Here is a 17472-nt window from a genome sequence, read left to right as displayed (position 1 = left end):
GCTTAAATAATGAATGAGAAAGAAATAATCAAAGAATATCTTAAGCTTTCTGAGATTGCTCTTCATAATGCAAATTTCATTTACTCATTACCAGCTCTGGCTAATATACTTGCTGGAGAAGCTTTTAAAAGTTATATGCTTGAAGAGATTTTAACAGAAGAAGAAGCAAGAATGCATAAAGAAGGTTGGTGGTATCAACATCAGTTAGCTTTACTCAGTCCTTATTGTCTTGGTTATTCTGCAAAGGATATTTCAATTTATGGAATTTCTTCCACTTCAAATGTAACTCCGAAATCAAGACCGGCTAAAAGATTAAAAACATTTCTTGATCAATGCTCAAATTTTATTTGTCTTATGGCTCAAGAGTTATCCGGTGCTGTTGCATTAAATGATATTATTACTATAGCAACATCTTATGTTTGGTATGAAGAAAATTTAAAAGATAGAAAGTACTCAGACGAAGATTTATACCATGCATTTCAAAGCTTTTTATATAATGTAAACCTTCCTTTTAGAAGTGGTAATAGCCCTTTTACAAATGTAACTTTAGAGTTTGGAAGACCAGCATATCATTTAAAAGATGAATTTATAACAATTGACGGAGAAGTACTTGATAAAACCTATTCAGAAATTCCTTCTGATTATTACAACAAAACTGTTTTAGGATTTCTAAGAGCAATGTGGGAAGGTGATGCAGAGGGAAGACCTTGGACGTTTCCATTAATAACTGTTCAGATAACAGATGATTTTGATTTTGAAAATCCAATATTTAAACAATTTTTAGACAACTTAGATAAACACGGTGGTGCTTACTTTGAAAACTTTATGAGTAAACCTTTTATTGAAGCTGGTTTAGAGCCAAGAGACCCTGCTTTACAAAGAAGTTTTTGCTGTAGATTTCAGATAGACATCAAAGATATTTTAAAAGTTTCCAATCTAAGGTCAATTTTTGGAAGTGTTTCAGGTGTTGGTTCTATTGGGGTTATTTCAATAAACTTTAATAGATTAGGCTATATTCACAGAGGTAATAAAGAAAAGCTTTTTGAACATTTGAAGGATATTTTGTCAAAAGCAAGAAATGTTTTAAATAAAAAAAGAAAGTTTATAGAAGAATACAAAAAACTTTATCCAACATTCTTTTACTACATCAAAGACTTATCAACTATGTTTAATACAATCTCTATACAAGGTGGTCATGAAGGATTAATAAACTTTGGTTTCGTAAAATATGATGAATCAGGTAAAATGATTGAAGAAGATTCTGGAATATTTCATCCGGAAGGCATTAATTTTGCAAAAGAAGTAGCCGATTTTATTTTAAAAACCTTGGATGAGTTCATGAAAGAAGACGGCATTCCTTGGAATTTTGAATATGCTCCTGGAGAAACTGCTGCTCCAGTTTTGGGTCAAAAAGATTTAGAATTTTATAATGCAATCAAATCGGGTGATAATTCTAAATTTTTGTTATATAAAAATTATCAAAAAATTCATGATTTTCCACCATTTGTAAAAGGAAGTCTTGAAGGCTCTGGAGTATTTTTAACTTCTGGATTTCAGCCACCTTTTGATGGTTCATCCTTAGCTAAGCAGATAGATGTGTCTGCAAAAACTCAAAGGTTTGCAACAGGTGGAAGCATCCAGCATATTTTCCTAAACGAAAAAACAGAAGGAGATGTTTTAGCAAGATTTATCAAAAATCTTTTCAGTAAAAGAACAATAATTTATATAACAATAACTCCAACACTAACAATATGCAATAATTGTGGCAGAAAAATAGTAGGTGAAAGATATGTATGTCCTTACTGTGGTTCTGAAGATACGACCATATATTCAAGGGTAATTGGTTATTACAGACCTATTGCGAGAAAAGTTATTAAAGCGGAAAAGGATAAATATCTTTTTGAAGGTGAGGAAAATTATTGGCAGGGCGGAAGAAGGGCTGATTGGATTACAAGAAAAAAAGTATTAGAGCCTGAACTTTTGGAGATTATGCAGTGGCTGGAATAAAAATATCTGGCTTTGTACATTCAACGAAAGATGTTCCGGGTAAATGGTGTTTAATTTTATTCCTTGCTGGGTGTAATTTTAGGTGCTTACATTGCTATAATTGGCGTGTAGTGCTTGATATTGCAGGGAATATTCCGATAGAAAGAGTATTGGAAGAAATTGAAAAAAGTCCATTTTTAGAATGTATAGTTATTTCTGGTGGCGAACCTACCATACATGAACCTGAAGAATTAATAGAATTGGTTAATACTATTAAGAAGGTTAATCCTGAGCTTAAAATTAGGATAGATACTAACGGCAGTAATCCAGATGTTGTAGAAAAATTAAAACCTTATGTTGATGGTTTTGCAGTTGATATAAAATCTCCTTTAGAAAATCCTGAAAAGTGGAAATTTACAACAGGCGTTGATATTGACCCAAAAGTAATAATTAGAACAATTACTCTTGTGGATGGAATGCCTTTAACTTTGTTTAGAACAGTTAAATATCCTTGGCTTTCTGAAGAAGATATAGAAAAAATAAAAAATTTTACGTCTAAATTAAAATCTCCTTGGTTTTTAAATCCTTTTTATGCGGTAGAAGACTGTCCATTTAATGAAAGGTTAAAGGAATAATTTTTTAGTATGTAACGGAAATGGTGACAAAGTCAATTCATAAGTTGTCCGTATTTAAAGAATTAGAAAGTTGAAGCCATATTTTTTAACTTAATTAAATAGAAATTCAAGGAAGATAAGAGTGCTGTAAAAATTTTCGTAAGCTTACCTTTCTGTGTCATCCTGAGGCTGTAAGCCGAAGGATCTCCTCTTTTGATTTTTTGATTTGAAAAGGAAAACAGGAAATTCTTCGCCGGCTGCAGAATGACGATATGGATTTTTGGAACAGTCTCAAGGAAGATTGCTTAAGAGGAAGAATAATTATTTTTATTTTTATTGTTAATTTTTAAAAGACTCTTCTACTGACCAGCGTTTTTAGCCAGCCAGAGAAGAATCTTTAAAATGTATTTAATCGTCTAATCCCATCTTTCCAGGATTTATTAAGTTTTCCGGGTCCCATGCTCTTTTGATTTTCTTCATCAATTCCATTTCTTGTGGAGAAAATTGTTTTCTCATAAATTCTGCCTTTGTTATACCAACCCCATGTTCACCAGTGATAGAACCTCTGTAAGATAATGCTAAGTCAAAAACTTCTTCAACAGCTTTTTCTGCTCTTGCTACTTCATCCGGGTCTAATCCATTTATCATAAAGTTAGCATGAACGTTTCCATCTCCAATATGTCCAAAGTTCACCATTTTTAAGTTATATTTTCTTCCAATCTCTCTAAGCTTTGGAAGTGCCTCTGGTAAATAGCTTCTTGGAAATACTATATCTTCGTTTATTTTTGTTCTTCCAAGTTTTGCAACTGCTGGAGATAAAGACCTACGAGCTTCCCAAAGTTTCTCTGCTTCTCTGTCTGTTTTAGCAACTTCAACTTTTGCACCGTTCATTTCACATATCTTAGCAACTTCTACAATCTCATCTTCAAGAGCTTTTGGATGACCGTCAACTTCTATTAAAAGTATAACTTCTGCGTCTCTATCTAATCCAAAATGCCCGAAATCTTCTACTGCATTTATTGCAAGATTATCCATAAATTCAAGAGCTGACGGTGAAATTCCGGCTTTAAATATATCTTTAACTGTTTTTCCTACAGATTCTAAGTCCATATATACAGCTTTTACTGTTTTCTTAGCTTTTGGTTTTGGAATTAATTTGACTGTTATTCCTGTAAATATTCCAAGCGTTCCCTCACTGCCGATTAAAAGTCTTGTTAAATCATATCCAGCAACATCTTTTAATGTTATTCTTCCTGTATGGATTGTTTCTCCTGTATAAATTACAGTGTCAAGCTCCATGATATACTCTCTTGTTACGCCGTACTTAACACATCTTGGACCACCTGCATTTTCAGCTACATTTCCACCCATCGTGCAGAATTTATAACTTGCCGGATCTGGTGGATAGAATAATCCTCTTTTCTCTACTGCCTGCTGAAGTCTATAAGTAATTACACCCGGTTGAACTTTTGCAACTGCGTTGTCCTCGTCAATCCATAAAATTTTATCCATCTTTTCAAAAGAGATTAATACTCCACCTTTTACCGGAATAGCACCACCGGTATAGCCCGAACCTGCTCCTCTTGGAGTTATTGGTATACCTTCTTCATAACAAATTTTTACTACTTTTTTAACATCTTCTTCACTTTCTGGTATTACAACCACATCCGGCGGAAAGCTTAATCTCGTTGCATCATATGAATATAACATTCTATCCATTTCATCATCTAATACATTATGCTCTCCAATTGCTTCTTTTAATGCTCTTTTAACCCTATCCGGTACCAGTATTTTTTCAACCTGTTTAACTTTAAACATGCCAACTACCTCATTTTAAAATTGTTTAAAGAATAATTTAGACTATGTTAACATAAATCTTCAATAGAGTAAGTCATAATTTTAAGTGAGAGAGTGAAATAAGCAATGTATGATTAGCAATAAGCAAAAAAACTGAGAGTAATGTTAAGTACGTAATTGATTTGACTCAAGCAACAAAGTAGTAAATATGTTTTACCTTTTGTGTCTGATGCTTTACATATCATGTTAATTATTTAAGAGTAATGTGAGAGTGTTCCAATTTGTAATTGACAATAATTTTTTAAGTTTACTTTGTCCGTCATCTTGAAGACATAAGTCTGAAGGATCTCTTTTTTTGAAGAGAAAAATAGGAGATTCTTCACTTCGTTCAGAATGACACCGTTATGGTATAAGGAGGAGATTCTTTGCTTCATTCAGAAATGACGATCAAAAAGTTAATTAATTTTTAGACTTAGTTAAAATTTGGAACGCCCTCTGTTGGTTTGCAAGCCTTAAATAAAATTATAAGATTAACTTCAAACCTTCTAATCCGCCAACTTTTAAAGAAACTGTATTAATATTAGTAGGAACATGATAATCTCTTGGATTTATTCTTATCAAAAATCCATTTAGTAATCTTGCTATTCTTTCACTTGTTAGCCTTACAGTTGGTACTGCCTTCCCGGCCCCAATTTCAATAATTACTAACTTTTGATTTCTATTTTGAACTTTTTCAAGCCATAGATTAAATCTAAATTTTTGTGCCTCTGTTCTGTGAGGAATCCATTGAAAATCATTAAACATCAGAACATTTGGTCTTGCCAAAGAGCCGCAATTTTTACATGTAGGTAGTGGTGGAAGAGCTTTAAAATTTTCCATATCAATATTAACATCAATTCCTTCAGCACTCCATATTTCATCGCTACAAGGTTCTATACATTGTAGATAATGAATACTGCCGTGAATTTCAACAATCTTATTTTCGTCAAAACCGGCTTTTTGAAATTGTCCATCAACGTTTGAAGTAAAGATAAAATAGTTTTCGTTTTTCTTTTTCACCAAATCTTTTAGAAGATAAAATCCTTGGTGTGGCTGTGTTTCTCTATATAGCTTTAATCTATGCCCATAAAATGCCCAAGCTAATTGGGGGTCTTGTTTAAACCATTTTGGATTTGCAAGCTCTTCAAACCTTAGTCCAAGCTTCTTGGCTATCGGATATGCTCTCCAAAACCCTTCTGTACCTCTAAAGTCAGGAAGTCCAGAATCTACACCCATACCTGCTCCGGCAGTAATCAGTACCGCTTCTGCCGCCTCTATTTGCTGCTTAGCTATCTTTATTTCTTCCATTTTAGAATCCTATCATAATCAAACCTCTAACTTTGGATATTTTTTCTCCCTATCTATTATATGTATGTCCTCTACAGCATATTTGTTTTCTTTTAGAAGATTGTAAATCTTAGCAGCATCATCTTTTGATTTTAAACCAAAGACAAGACCGCAATGTGGATAGATTTCTTTTGGAACTGGTAGCATTATAAAATTTTCAATGCCTTTGCTTTTTAAGAAATCTGCTGCTCTTAAGCCTTCTGCAACAGATACAAAGGTTATTAAATACTTTGGCTTGTTAAATGGAATGATATCAAGAAGATGTTTTATAAAGTGTAGCTTAACACCCAAGGAGATAAACTTTATTTTATCCCAAATACTTTCACCTTTAAAACCTTTTCCTCTTTCTATAACTGCAACGTAGTAGCCGTTTTCTTCTTTAAACTCCAAAAGCTTATTACCTGTTTCAAAAGCCCATATTTCTATATCTTTCTTAAATGCTTTATCATCTGCTAAAACTTTTAATCTTTCGCCTACAGGTATTTCTTTTAACTTTCTTGATACAAATGTCAGTGGCAAAGGGCAAAATAATCCTCTTGTATCAACTGTTTCTAATTCTTTATTTACAGATGAGTTTTCCAAGTGGCTCGCCTCCTAATAAATGCCAATGTGCATGAAAAACTTCCTGTCCTGAATCCGGACCTGAGTTTATTATCAGTCTAAACCCTGTTTTGTCTATTTCAAACATTTTAGCAATTTCGTTTGCTTTTAAGATAATATGACCGATTAATGCTTTATGTCTTCCTTCAAAATAAAGGTTGTTTGGTATATGCTCCTTTGGAATTATAAGTATGTGAACTTTTGCCTGTGGTCTTATATCATGAAAAGCCATTATCAACTCATCTTCATAAACTATTTTAGCCGGAATTTCTTTATTGACTATTTTGCAAAAAACACAATCCATGGTTTTCCTCCTTTTGTTTTGCATATTTTTTAAGTATATCAAAAAGTTTATCTATATTCCATCCTTTTTCTGCCGATATAGTTATGGTATTTTCCATCACATCTTCTTCGATCAAATCTTTTGATGGAACGACTTTGTCAATCTTGTTAAAAACTGTTATAATTGGTTTATCTTGAAGTTTTAACTGTTTTAATACGTTTTCAACGGTTGTTTTCTTTTTCATGCAATTTTTATCTGAAATATCAATTACATGAAGAATAACATCTGCATCTTCTATTTCTTTTAAGGTTGTCATGAATGCATCCATAATTTCAGATGGCATATCTTCAACAAATCCAACTGTATCTGTTATTAAAACTTTCTTTTTTATATCCGGAAAGTAGATTAAAGATGTTTTTGTGTCAAGAGTTGCAAAAAGTTGGTCAGATATGAATACATCTCTTTTTGTAAGTCTTTTTAAAAGTGAAGACTTGCCTGCGTTTGTATATCCTACAAGAGAAACTTTTAGTATGTTTGGATTATCTTCTCTTGATTTTCTCTGCTCTTCTCTTTGTTTTTCTATTTCTTTAAGTTGTTTTTTAATTTTGTTTATTCTGTCTTTGATAGTTCTTGTTTTTATCTCTCCGAGTTTTTCACCGGCTCCTTTTGTCTTCATACCACCGCCAATTCTTGAAAGCTCTTTTCCTTTTCCGCCGTAAACTCTTGGAAGCTGATGCTGCAGGTATGCAAGCTCTACTTGGAGTTTTGCCTGTTTTGTTCTTGCATTATTCAAGAAAATTTTAAGAATTAAATCTGTTCTATCAAGAACTTCAACATTTAATTCCTTAGATAAGGTAGATATTTGAACAGGAGATAAATTTACATTAAAAACAACAGTATCTGCTCCTATCCCTTCAACAAGCTGGGCAATCTCTTTTACTTTTCCACGACCAATAAAATAAGCAGGGTCTGGAGATTCTCTTTTTTGATACACTTTACCTGCAACAGTTCCACCTGCTGCCTCTACCAAACCCTCAAGCTCTTGAATTTTATATTCAAAATCTTCTTCTTTATCGTTTAGATTTACTGCTACTATAACTGCCTTCACGCTTACTCTACAACGATTGTACTAATTGCATGTTTATAGATTAGTTGCTGTTGTCCGTTGACATCAACAAGAATAGTAAATTGGTCTGCATCAATTATTTTTCCAACAATTCTCGTTCCTCTAATTAAGTAAATTGTCACTTCTTTACCTTCTTTTCTATACTCGTTTAAAATTTCATCTTGTACTGACATCTCTTACCTCCTGGTTATATTTTCTATAAATATAGTCTAACATTTCATTAACTTCAAATTTAGATGCTTCTATTTTTTCAAAATCTGTTTTATTTCTAAAGGTTCTGATTTGTCTTTTTGCAAAATCCTTAGTATTTTCTATTATACATTTTTTAGCATCTTCAAGTGAGATTTTTTTATCTAAGTAAGGTAAAATTTCCTTGTATCCTATTGCCTGCATTGATGTTAAGCTATCTTTAAATCCCATATCTACAAGCTTTTTAACTTCTTCAACAAGACCTTTTTCAAACATTTTCTCAACTCTTATCTCTATTCTATCCATAAGCTCCTGTCTGTCTCTTTCAAGAATAAAGCCTAAAAAGTTATACCTTTTTGATTTAAAGTTATGCTGATTTATGAAAAAAGAAAACGGTTTTCCTGTAAGGTAATACACTTCTAATGCTCTAACAATTCTTCTTTTGTCATTTACGTGTATTTTGTTTGCATACTCTGGGTCTACTTTTTGCAACTGTGTATAAAGCTCTAAATTAACTAAGCTGTATAATTTTTCTCTTAAAGTCCAATCACTTTCTGGTGCATCTGATAAGCCATATAAAGCTCCTTGAATGTATAGCCAAGTGCCGCCCACTACTATTGGTATTTTGCCTTTTTCTCTAATTTTTTGGACAGCTTTATCAAAATCTTCAATATAATCTTTTACAGAGTAGTTTTGAGAAGGTAAGACAACATCTATAACATAATGCTCAATTCCTTCTCTTTCTTCAACGGATGGCTTTGCCGTTCCAATATCCATATACTTATAAACCATCATGGAGTCCGCACTAATTACTTCTCCATCTAAAAGTTTTGCAAGCTTAATACAAAGCTCTGTTTTTCCTGTTGCTGTTGCTCCTGCTATAACTATCATCAAAGTTTTTTCCTTAGTTTTTGATTAATAATATAAGCTAAAACAATTAAAAATGGATGATTTTTATTTTAGATTTTACGTATTAAGTGGCTGTAGTATATAAGTTATTGAGGCAAGTTGATGAAAATTTTTGCACTGAGAGTGCTTTAAAATTTTGACTAAGTCTAAATTAATTAACCTTTTGAACGTCATTCTGCAGCCGATGAAGAATCTCCATCCTTTACGCCTCTATGGTGTCATTCCGCAGCCGATGAAGAACCTTCGTCCTTTATACTCCTTCCTGTCATTCTGCAGCCGGCGAAGAATCTCCATCCTTTCTTACCTCTCACTTACTCACTTTCTCGCCTTTTTTAAAAGAGGAGGCCCTTCGGACTAAAGTCCTCAGGAGGATGACAAAAAGGTAAACTTACAAAAATTTTAGAACACTTTCATTAGAGATAAATTTAGCTTTTAAATCATTCTGAACGTAGTGAAAAATCATATATGCTAATGTTTTTTTGGATTTTAAGTATTTGAGTTTGAGACTGTTCCAAAAATCCACATCGTCATTCTGAGCGAAGAATCTCCTGTTTTTCTTTTTAATCAAAAAATCAAAAGAGAAAATCCTTCGGCTTACAGCCTCAGGATGACACGGAAAGGTATGCTTACGAAAATTTTGGAACACTCTGATTTGACTTTTGACAGATTTTAAAGATTTATAAATTTTAATTGAACTCCCGAGATTTTAATCCCGGGAGAAAAATATTTTTTAATTAAGCGTTAGCTTTTTTTACTGCTTCTAAAACTTCGTCGTAGTTTGGTTCTTCTGTTATTTCTGGAACGATTTGTTTGTAAACAACTTTTCCGTCTTTTCCAACAACGAAAATAACTCTTGCAAGGATTCCTGCTAATGGACCTTCAGCTATCAAAACACCGTATTTTTGACCAAATTCTTTGTTTCTAAAGTCAGATGCACAAGTTAAGTTTTCAATTCCTTCCGTAGAGCAGAATCTTTTAGATGCAAATGGTAAGTCCATAGAGATTACAGTTACATCTACACCTGGAATTTGAGAAACCGCTTCATTGAACTTTCTTGTTTCTGTTGCACAAACTGGTGTGTCTAATGATGGAACTGAAATTAAAACTTGAACCACACCTTTTGCTCCACCTACTTTTTTCTCAGATAAATCTGTAGCTACAACTGTAACTTCTGGAGCTGCATCTCCTACGTTTACTTCGTTGCCTGTTAATGCTACTGGGTTTCCTTTGAGTGTTACTGTTGCCATACTTAATTACCTCCTAAGTTTTTTTTATTTTTTGACATAAAAATTTTACCTAAGCTTAAAAGGGTTTATTATGATTTTTTTCTTAAAGAATTTATGATTTATTTCAATAAAATTTGACGATTTATAGCTTTTAATAGCTTGCCTTTTGCTTACTTGATGTTCATCTATATCAAATTATTAACATTTTTTAAGCTTTATATTGATTATAATTATTTTTAACAAACGTTTTATTATAATTTTACAAGCCCTTTTTGGTATTGATTTTCTAAACAGATGCCGTGATTGGATAGAGAGATTGATCATAAATTTGCAAATTTAAAGATGTTTGATTTAATGCATACAGGATCCTTAATATGGTTCAGGACAATGAAAAATAACTTTTTAAAATAAAAAAAGCCGTAGGCTACAAGCCCACGGCGTTAGTTAACTTTTATGCAGTTAAGTATTCTAACTCTTCTTCTGGTATTTCGTGGAAGTTTAAGTATCTGTAGATTTCATCTTCTTTTCCAGCTATTTTCTTAGCCATGATGTTGTGATACTCTTCTAAGGTCGGAAGTCTTCCAAGGACAGCACATATCGCCGCAAGCTCAGCACTTCCTAAGTATACTTTCGCATCTTTACCCATTCTGTTGTCAAAGTTTCTTGTACTTGTAGAGAATACTACAGCTCCATCTTTTACTCTTGCTTGGTTACCCATGCATAAGCTACATCCGGGCACTTCTGTTCTTGCTCCTGATGCTGCGTAGATAGCATAGTATCCTTCTTCTATAAGTTGTCTTTCATCCATTTTTGTAGGTGGAACAATCCATAATCTTGTAGGAATTTGTCCTTCTCCTCTTAATATCTCTCCAACAGCTCTAAAATGCCCTATGTTGGTCATACAGCTACCAACAAATACTTCATCTATTTGTTTAGGTCTTCTTTCATCTGCAAGAACTTCTGATAATGTAGCAACATCATCCGGGTCGTTTGGACATGCAACAATTGGCTCTTTTATTTCATTTAAGTCTATTTCAATAACCGCTGCATATTCTGCATTTTCATCTGGCTCTAAGAGAACTGGATTATCAAGCCATGCTTTCATTTTATCAGCTCTTCTTTGAAGTGTTCTTGCATCTTGATAACCTGCCTTAATCATAGCTTCAATGAGTTTAATGTTAGATTCAATGTATTCAATTACTGGCTCTTTATCTAATCTTACTGTACATGCTGCTGCACTTCTTTCAGCAGATGCATCTGAAAATTCGAATGCTTGTTCAACTTTTAAGAATGGCAATCCTTCAATCTCCAAAATTCTACCGGCAAAGATATTTTTCTTTCCTTTCTTCTCAACTGTTAAAAGACCTTGTTTTATAGCAAAGTAAGGTATAGCATTGACAAGGTCTCTTATTGTAATACCAGGCTGGATTTCTCCTTTAAATCTTACTAATACAGACTCTGGCATTACTAATGGCATTGTACCTGTTACTGCTGCAAATGCTACAAGTCCAGAACCTGCTGCAAATGAGATTCCAATTGGAAATCTTGTATGGCTATCTCCACCTGTTCCTACAGTATCAGGTAATACCATTCTATTTAACCACGAGTGAATGATGCCATCTCCAGGTCTTAAAGATACACCGCCTCTACTGATAATAAATTGTGGTAATGTTCTGTGTAGTTTAACGTCTGCTGGTTTTGGATATGCAGCCGTATGGCAAAAGCTTTGAAGTACAAGGTCAGCACCAAAGCTTAAAGCAGAAAGTTCTTTTATTTCATCTCTTGTCATTGGTCCGGTTGTATCTTGGCTACCCACTGTTAAAGTTTGTGGCTCAACATACATACCCGGTCTTACACCCGGCATTCCACAAGCTTTACCTACCATTTTCTGAGCAAGTGTATAACCAACACCTTCTTTTTCTGGTGGTTGTTCTGATCTGATGAATATGTTTTCTTCTGGCATTCCAAGAGCTTCTCTTGCTTTTCTTGTTAATCCTCTACCAATGATTAATGGAATTCTACCACCAGCTCTAACTTCATCAGTAATTGTGTTTGGCTTTAATTTGAATGTAGATACAACTTCACCATTTTTAACGATTTTTCCTTCGTATGGATATATTTCAATAACATCCCCTGTTTCTAATTTTGTTACATCAGCTTCGATAGGTAATGCTCCAGAGTCTTCAAGTGTGTTAAAGAATATTGGAGCAATGATACCACCGATTACAATACCACCTGTTCTTTTGTTTGGAACGTGCGGAATATCCTTTCCTATATGCCAGATTAGAGAGTTGGCAGCGGACTTTCTGCTTGAACCTGTACCGACAACATCACCAACAAATGCAACTGGGTATCCAGATTTTTTGAGCTCGTTTATCTTTTCAATTGCATCTGGCATTTTTGCTCTGAGCATGCTTAATGCGTGAAGCGGAATATCACTTCTTGTTTGCGCTTCTGTTGCTGGAGAAAAATCGTCAGTGTTTGTTTCACCAGGAACTTTAAAGACAATTGCAGTTATTTTTTCTGGAAGTGGGTCTTTGTTTAAAAACCATTCTGCATTTGCCCAAGACTCTAAAACTTCTTTGGCATACTTGTTTGTTTTTGCAAGTTCAACTACATCGTTAAATGCATCATAAACAAGTAAGATATTTTTTAAAGCATTTGCAGCTTCTTGTGCAACTTCTTGGTCTTTATAGCTAATTGCGTCAATTAACGGCTTAATGTTATATCCGCCCATCATTGTTCCAAGGATTTGAACAGCTTTTTTAGGTGTGATAGCCGGTGAGTGGGCTTTTCCTTGAATGATATCATTTAAAAATGATGCCTTAACAAAAGCTCCTTCATCAACACCAGGGTTAACTCTGTTTTCAAGAAGGTCCATCAAGAACTCTTCTTCTATAATAGGAACTTGTTGCAGTAGCTTTACCACTTCTTTTACTTGGTCTGCTGTGAGTGGTAAAGGTGGAATTCCAAGCTTTGCTCTTTCTTCCATATGCTTTTTATACTCTTTCAAAAATCCCATTTTCTTCACCTCACTTTTTAGTATTAAATTTAGTATTAAATATATTATACATAAATGAATTAAAAAATCAAACAGTGTTTGATTATTAAAATGCTGATATTTATCAGAAATGTTTCATAGCCTATGCTTGAATGTACCCTTTAGCTATTGTAAATCTCTTACTGATTTATGCCTTCTTTTGCTTCTTTAATAGTTTATACTAACGGGATAAAATTTTTCAATTTTTGATTGCATTTTGCGAGGATGTTATAACGATTTTTTTATCTCCAGCAGCGAATTAAGAATCTCCTCTCAAAATGGAGAAAGATAAAAATGATACTTTACTCTGATACTTAGAATGACAACATTAAATAGTTTTGTCGTCCTAAGGTCTTTATTCCGAAGAATTTCTTCTTTTTAGAAGAAAACAAGAAGAGAAAGTTAAGAAAGGGAGGAAATTTTTCCCATTGTTGGTAGAATAACAATCGAAAGGTTAATTAATTTTTAGACTTAGTTAAAACTTTAAAGCACTCTCTATTAAATCTTGACTTTTACTTTCTAGCTTAATCACATTCCGATTATCTTTATAATAACACGCTTTGACCTTTGACCATCATATTCTACATAAAAAACCTCTTGCCATGGACCAAGGTCTAATTTACCATTTGTAATTGGAAGCACTACCTGCAAATGAGTTAAGAGATTTTTTAGATGTGCATCTGCGTTATCTTCACCTGTTAAATGATGTTTATAATCTTTTTTAAATGGTGCTAAGTTATCAAGCCAATTCCAAATATCCTCATGAAGCCCTTCTTCATCATCTTGAACAATTACCGAAGCAGTCAGATGCATTGCAGATACAAGACAAAGCCCTTCCTTAACTTCAGATTCTTTAACTGCTTTTTCTACTTCTTCAGTAATTCTTATTATTTCACGCCTGTTTTTTGTATTAAAAGTCAAATACTTAGTATAGCTTTTCATAAGCTTTATACCCTAATAGCCTTTTTCATAACTTCTATTGGTGCTGGTTTGCCAGTCCAAATTTCAAAAGATTTTGCCCCTTGATAGATTAACATAGGATATCCATTTTGATATTTAGCATTTTTTTCTTTTGCTTTTCGTAGCAGTTTAGTTTCTTTATAGATAATATCCACGACTGTATGGCTTGAATTAATAAGATTATAATCAAAAATTTCTGGGTCATCTTCATTTAAACCTACGGAAGTTGTGTTAACTATAAGTTCAACTTCGTTCAAAATACGGTTTATCTCCTCTAAACTAATTGGCTTTATAATCATTTTAACAATTCTATAAAAGTTGGAAAAATCTTCTATCAAATTCTCTGCCCGTTGGATAGTTCGGTTGGCTAAATAAATTTTTCCGGCTCCTTGATTTAACAGTCCATAAATAATTGCCCTTGAAGAACCACCTGCACCAATGACTAAAACTCGTTTACCGGCTATATCCGGCATGATTTCTTTTAAACCTTCAATAAATCCATACCAATCTGTATTGTACCCAATAAGATATCCATCAATATTTTTGATCGTGTTAACTGCTTTGATTACTTTGACTTCTTCTGAGATTTCATTAAGATATGGAATTACGTTTTCTTTATGTGGGATTGTGACATTGACGCCTTTGATATCTAAAACTCTTAAAGATTCTACCGCTTTTTCTATATCTTCCGGTTTTACTTGAAATGGAACATATACAGCATTTATACCAAGATGTTGGAATGCTGCTGTTTGAAACGTAGGAGACTTTGAATGTTTTACAGGATAACCAAATATTCCATAGACTAAGGTATTTCCGTCTAAAGTCATGTTATTTGATATTTTTCTTCTCCAATGTTTACAGCCTTAACCCATGGAAGAGATTCTTTTATAGTATAAATTACCAAATCTTTCATCGTCATATCAGCAACCGGGCATGTTTGGCATGTGCCGTATAATTTTAAAAACACTTCGTCGTTTTCAACTTTAACAAGCTCAATATTACCAGCATCCGCAAGTAAAGCAGGTCTTACTTTGTCTAAAATCTCTCTGACCTCTTGTTCTCTGTCAAAAGCCACCATCTTACTACCTCTTAATGTTTGTTTACTATTTTATAAAAATCTTGTATGATTTTTTCTTTTTCTTCTTCAGGCACGTTTAAAAGTTTTAACGCTCCAATTAAGCTCAACTTTTTAAAAAGTATTGCATCTAATCTTTCTTCATAAAAATATTTTAAATAAGGTTTATACCTATCTTCAAGCTCAGGAAATTCTTTAAAAATATCTGAAATTTTACTTTCTATTGTCAATCTCATTACACCTTCCTGATGTAAAAGTGCAATATTCCGTCTTCTTCTTTGTACCCTAAGAATTCATTTCCAGTGGTTTGACACCAAGCCGGTACATCTTGGATAGCTCCTTCATCGTCTGCTAAAAGCTCTATAATCTGACCTTTCTCTGCCTTTTTTGCTACTTTGGCAAGTTCTGTTATAGGGATTGGACAGTAAGTCCCTGTTGCATCATGGACTATGTCTGCTTTTATTTCCATTTAAGCTAACCCTCCATTGATTAATCGTTTCATCATCAAAAGGAAATCCGGTTAAAATTTCCTCTCTATCCATGAAAGAATATTTTACATCAATTTTACCGTCAATTGTCTTTGAATATCTTGCAATTATATTGGCAATTATTTGTTTATCATCCTCATCTAAGATTTCGCCGTTTATGGTTTTTGCAATTGCTACCGGACCTTTTCCAAGTGGTTCAAAGAAATGATAGTTTTTCTTAAATCCTGATAAGAAATTATTTTCTCCTTCATTTCTTGATACGATTAACTTAATTCCTGAGTCTAATCTAAAATGTCTTCCTACTGTAAATAAAACTAGATCATCTTGTGTAATCTTTCCTTCAATTTCCATTGTTTCTTTATACTTATAAGCATAATTTTCATCGGTAAGATAACAGCAACCACCAGCCGGTGATTCATACTCATCTATTTCAAGCTCTTTTGCAAGCTCTATTTGTCTTTTTCTGCTTCTTCCGACTATGCCTTCTAACTTTTCTCTATCTACCCATCCATTTATTTCTGGAATTGTTGGGGGAAGCTTTTTAGCTGATAATGGTCTAAGAATAAGACCCTCTAAACCTGACTCTTTTTCTATGATTTTTAAAGGAATAGATTTTTGACTTTTTGGTCTTTGTCCAAGAACTTCACCTGAAATTACAAAATCTGCTCCTACTTCTTGCATAATTTCTTTTGCTTTTTTAAACATATAGATTCTGCAATCTATACATGGATTGATGTTTGCCCCATATCCATATTTTGGATTTAGAATAACATCCATATAACCATCTGATATGTCCACTATTTCTAAAGGAAATCCGTATTTTGCAGCATATTTTAAGGCAGGATTCATATAGTGAGAGCCGTCTTCTTTTTTCTCGCCTCTCCTTCTTTTGGTTTCTGTTATACAGAACCCAGTGTAAAAGTGAAGTGCTAAGACATCAATACCTTGGTTTTGAACGAGCTTGATAGCAAGAGTACTATCAAGCCCACCGGAATATAGCGCTACCGCCTTTCTTTTCATTATCCCATATGCTCTAAGGATACTGCTTCTTCTTCATGGTCTTCTTCTATACAGTCAGGTATTTTGCTTGCCTCTTCCACTCTACCTTGTTTTAAAAGATAGTCTTTAATAGCTACATGAAGAGTTTCTAATCCTAAGTTTGTGCAGTGAATTTTTTGTGGTGGTAATCCGCCAAGCTCTTCAAAAATTTCTTTATAAGTTAAGTTTAAAGCATAATCAATAGGCTTTCCTTTTACCATTTCTGTTAAAACAGAAGATACCGCTATCGCTGAACCGCAACCAAATGTTTTAAACTTAACATCTGTAATCGTGTCTGTCTCTTTGTCTACTTTTATAGTAAAGAGCATAGCGTCACCACAAGATGGATTACCACATTGTCCTATTCCATCCGGGTTTGGTATTTCTCCTAAGTTTCTTGGATTCATAAAGTGATCCATTACTTTTTCTGTATATTCAAACATGTCTAAAACCTCCTAATAGATTTTAAATTAAAATAAGCCTATATTACTCTTATTCCAATGATATTAATCACGTAAATCGTGAAACTGTTCCAAAAATCCACACAGTCATTCTGAGTGAAGCAAAGAATCTCATATTTTTCTTTTCAAACCAAAAAATCAAAAGAGTAGATCCTTCGGACTAAAGTCCTCAGGATGACAAGGAAAGTAAAAGAGTTGCACGTTAACGGTAGCCTTATTCGTCATTCCAAAGCCGGCGAAGAATTTTCTACTTTTACTGAATTTCTTACCCGACGTATAAAATAAATAAACAAA

The 17472-nt window shown here is 33.4% G+C and carries 18 protein-coding genes; 2 read left to right on the top strand and 16 right to left on the bottom strand.

What is annotated here, in order from left to right; all coding sequences use genetic code 11:
* Positions 1-9 precede the first annotated feature (9 nt).
* The gene (nrdD, locus tag SYO3AOP1_RS06770; RefSeq protein ID WP_012459984.1) at positions 10-2007 is read left to right on the top strand and encodes an anaerobic ribonucleoside-triphosphate reductase; all 1998 of its coding nucleotides are present in this window, start codon (positions 10-12) and stop codon (positions 2005-2007) included.
* Complete coding sequence (locus SYO3AOP1_RS06765) at positions 1995-2621, top strand: radical SAM protein (RefSeq protein ID WP_012459983.1); 627 nt, start codon at positions 1995-1997, stop codon at positions 2619-2621. The genes nrdD and SYO3AOP1_RS06765 overlap by 13 nt, the downstream gene beginning before the upstream one ends.
* A gap of 387 nt (positions 2622-3008) precedes the next feature.
* Here the strand turns inward: SYO3AOP1_RS06765 and SYO3AOP1_RS06760 are convergent, their stop codons facing one another.
* From SYO3AOP1_RS06760 to SYO3AOP1_RS06685, 16 genes are all read right to left on the bottom strand, one after another.
* Positions 3009-4418, bottom strand: coding sequence for an FAD-linked oxidase C-terminal domain-containing protein (locus SYO3AOP1_RS06760; protein ID WP_012459982.1), 1410 nt, complete (start codon positions 4416-4418; stop codon positions 3009-3011).
* 501 nt (positions 4419-4919) lie between these two features.
* Positions 4920-5744 (bottom strand): Sir2 family NAD-dependent protein deacetylase, encoded by an 825-nt coding sequence (locus tag SYO3AOP1_RS06755; RefSeq protein ID WP_012459981.1) that lies wholly within the window; start codon positions 5742-5744, stop codon positions 4920-4922.
* Between the two features lie 18 nt (positions 5745-5762).
* A complete protein-coding gene (locus SYO3AOP1_RS06750) occupies positions 5763-6365 on the bottom strand; it encodes a sulfurtransferase TusA family protein (protein ID WP_012459980.1) in 603 nt (200 codons plus the stop codon).
* Complete coding sequence (locus tag SYO3AOP1_RS06745; protein WP_012459979.1) at positions 6343-6687, bottom strand: histidine triad nucleotide-binding protein; 345 nt, start codon at positions 6685-6687, stop codon at positions 6343-6345. The genes SYO3AOP1_RS06750 and SYO3AOP1_RS06745 overlap by 23 nt, the downstream gene beginning before the upstream one ends.
* Positions 6656-7774, bottom strand: coding sequence for a GTPase HflX (gene hflX / locus SYO3AOP1_RS06740; protein ID WP_012459978.1), 1119 nt, complete (start codon positions 7772-7774; stop codon positions 6656-6658). Before hflX ends, SYO3AOP1_RS06745 begins: the two co-directional genes overlap by 32 nt.
* Positions 7775-7776: 2 nt before the next feature.
* Positions 7777-7965: an RNA chaperone Hfq gene (hfq, locus tag SYO3AOP1_RS06735; RefSeq protein WP_007546292.1), complete on the bottom strand. Its 189-nt coding sequence runs from the start codon at positions 7963-7965 to the stop codon at positions 7777-7779.
* The gene (gene miaA / locus SYO3AOP1_RS06730; protein ID WP_012459977.1) at positions 7949-8872 is read right to left on the bottom strand and encodes a tRNA (adenosine(37)-N6)-dimethylallyltransferase MiaA; all 924 of its coding nucleotides are present in this window, start codon (positions 8870-8872) and stop codon (positions 7949-7951) included. The genes hfq and miaA overlap by 17 nt, the downstream gene beginning before the upstream one ends.
* Positions 8873-9624: 752 nt before the next feature.
* Positions 9625-10137: a thiol peroxidase gene (gene tpx / locus SYO3AOP1_RS06725; RefSeq protein WP_012459976.1), complete on the bottom strand. Its 513-nt coding sequence runs from the start codon at positions 10135-10137 to the stop codon at positions 9625-9627.
* Positions 10138-10567: 430 nt separating this feature from the next.
* Positions 10568-13138 carry a bifunctional aconitate hydratase 2/2-methylisocitrate dehydratase gene (acnB, locus tag SYO3AOP1_RS06720; RefSeq protein WP_012459975.1) on the bottom strand — a complete coding sequence of 857 codons (2571 nt, stop codon included), beginning with the start codon at positions 13136-13138 and terminating at the stop codon, positions 10568-10570.
* 546 nt (positions 13139-13684) lie between these two features.
* Positions 13685-14098, bottom strand: coding sequence for a secondary thiamine-phosphate synthase enzyme YjbQ (locus SYO3AOP1_RS06715; RefSeq protein ID WP_012459974.1), 414 nt, complete (start codon positions 14096-14098; stop codon positions 13685-13687).
* A 5-nt stretch (positions 14099-14103) separates the two neighbouring features.
* Complete coding sequence (gene aroE / locus SYO3AOP1_RS06710; protein WP_012459973.1) at positions 14104-14943, bottom strand: shikimate dehydrogenase; 840 nt, start codon at positions 14941-14943, stop codon at positions 14104-14106.
* The gene (locus tag SYO3AOP1_RS06705; RefSeq protein ID WP_012459972.1) at positions 14940-15194 is read right to left on the bottom strand and encodes a NifU family protein; all 255 of its coding nucleotides are present in this window, start codon (positions 15192-15194) and stop codon (positions 14940-14942) included. The genes aroE and SYO3AOP1_RS06705 overlap by 4 nt, the downstream gene beginning before the upstream one ends.
* 11 nt (positions 15195-15205) lie before the next feature.
* The gene (locus SYO3AOP1_RS06700; protein ID WP_012459971.1) at positions 15206-15427 is read right to left on the bottom strand and encodes a hypothetical protein; all 222 of its coding nucleotides are present in this window, start codon (positions 15425-15427) and stop codon (positions 15206-15208) included.
* Entirely contained in the window at positions 15427-15660 is a 234-nt protein-coding gene (locus SYO3AOP1_RS06695; RefSeq protein ID WP_007547323.1) for a sulfurtransferase TusA family protein, read from the bottom strand. The genes SYO3AOP1_RS06700 and SYO3AOP1_RS06695 overlap by 1 nt, the downstream gene beginning before the upstream one ends.
* Positions 15632-16699, bottom strand: a complete 1068-nt coding sequence (locus tag SYO3AOP1_RS06690) for a hypothetical protein (RefSeq protein WP_012459970.1) — start codon at positions 16697-16699, stop codon at positions 15632-15634. Before SYO3AOP1_RS06690 ends, SYO3AOP1_RS06695 begins: the two co-directional genes overlap by 29 nt.
* Entirely contained in the window at positions 16699-17160 is a 462-nt protein-coding gene (locus SYO3AOP1_RS06685) for an iron-sulfur cluster assembly scaffold protein (RefSeq protein ID WP_012459969.1), read from the bottom strand. The genes SYO3AOP1_RS06690 and SYO3AOP1_RS06685 overlap by 1 nt, the downstream gene beginning before the upstream one ends.
* Positions 17161-17472 lie beyond the last annotated feature (312 nt).

Origin of the sequence: Sulfurihydrogenibium sp. YO3AOP1 (genome assembly GCF_000020325.1) — a bacterium.
In the GTDB taxonomy this organism is placed as follows: domain Bacteria; phylum Aquificota; class Aquificia; order Aquificales; family Hydrogenothermaceae; genus Sulfurihydrogenibium.
This window is presented reverse-complemented; position numbering and strand designations above follow the sequence as displayed.

Coding starts and splice junctions, on each gene's coding strand:
- SYO3AOP1_RS06715 (WP_012459974.1), bottom strand. CDS start 14,098: ATGAAAAGCTATACTAAGTATTTGACTTTTAATACAAAAAACAGGCGT.
- hfq (WP_007546292.1), bottom strand. CDS start 7,965: ATGTCAGTACAAGATGAAATTTTAAACGAGTATAGAAAAGAAGGTAAA.
- acnB (WP_012459975.1), bottom strand. CDS start 13,138: ATGGGATTTTTGAAAGAGTATAAAAAGCATATGGAAGAAAGAGCAAAG.
- SYO3AOP1_RS06705 (WP_012459972.1), bottom strand. CDS start 15,194: ATGGTGGCTTTTGACAGAGAACAAGAGGTCAGAGAGATTTTAGACAAA.
- nrdD (WP_012459984.1), top strand. CDS start 10: ATGAATGAGAAAGAAATAATCAAAGAATATCTTAAGCTTTCTGAGATT.
- SYO3AOP1_RS06685 (WP_012459969.1), bottom strand. CDS start 17,160: ATGTTTGAATATACAGAAAAAGTAATGGATCACTTTATGAATCCAAGA.
- SYO3AOP1_RS06760 (WP_012459982.1), bottom strand. CDS start 4,418: ATGTTTAAAGTTAAACAGGTTGAAAAAATACTGGTACCGGATAGGGTT.
- SYO3AOP1_RS06695 (WP_007547323.1), bottom strand. CDS start 15,660: ATGGAAATAAAAGCAGACATAGTCCATGATGCAACAGGGACTTACTGT.
- aroE (WP_012459973.1), bottom strand. CDS start 14,943: ATGACTTTAGACGGAAATACCTTAGTCTATGGAATATTTGGTTATCCT.
- tpx (WP_012459976.1), bottom strand. CDS start 10,137: ATGGCAACAGTAACACTCAAAGGAAACCCAGTAGCATTAACAGGCAAC.
- SYO3AOP1_RS06745 (WP_012459979.1), bottom strand. CDS start 6,687: ATGGATTGTGTTTTTTGCAAAATAGTCAATAAAGAAATTCCGGCTAAA.
- miaA (WP_012459977.1), bottom strand. CDS start 8,872: ATGATAGTTATAGCAGGAGCAACAGCAACAGGAAAAACAGAGCTTTGT.
- SYO3AOP1_RS06700 (WP_012459971.1), bottom strand. CDS start 15,427: ATGAGATTGACAATAGAAAGTAAAATTTCAGATATTTTTAAAGAATTT.
- SYO3AOP1_RS06690 (WP_012459970.1), bottom strand. CDS start 16,699: ATGAAAAGAAAGGCGGTAGCGCTATATTCCGGTGGGCTTGATAGTACT.
- SYO3AOP1_RS06755 (WP_012459981.1), bottom strand. CDS start 5,744: ATGGAAGAAATAAAGATAGCTAAGCAGCAAATAGAGGCGGCAGAAGCG.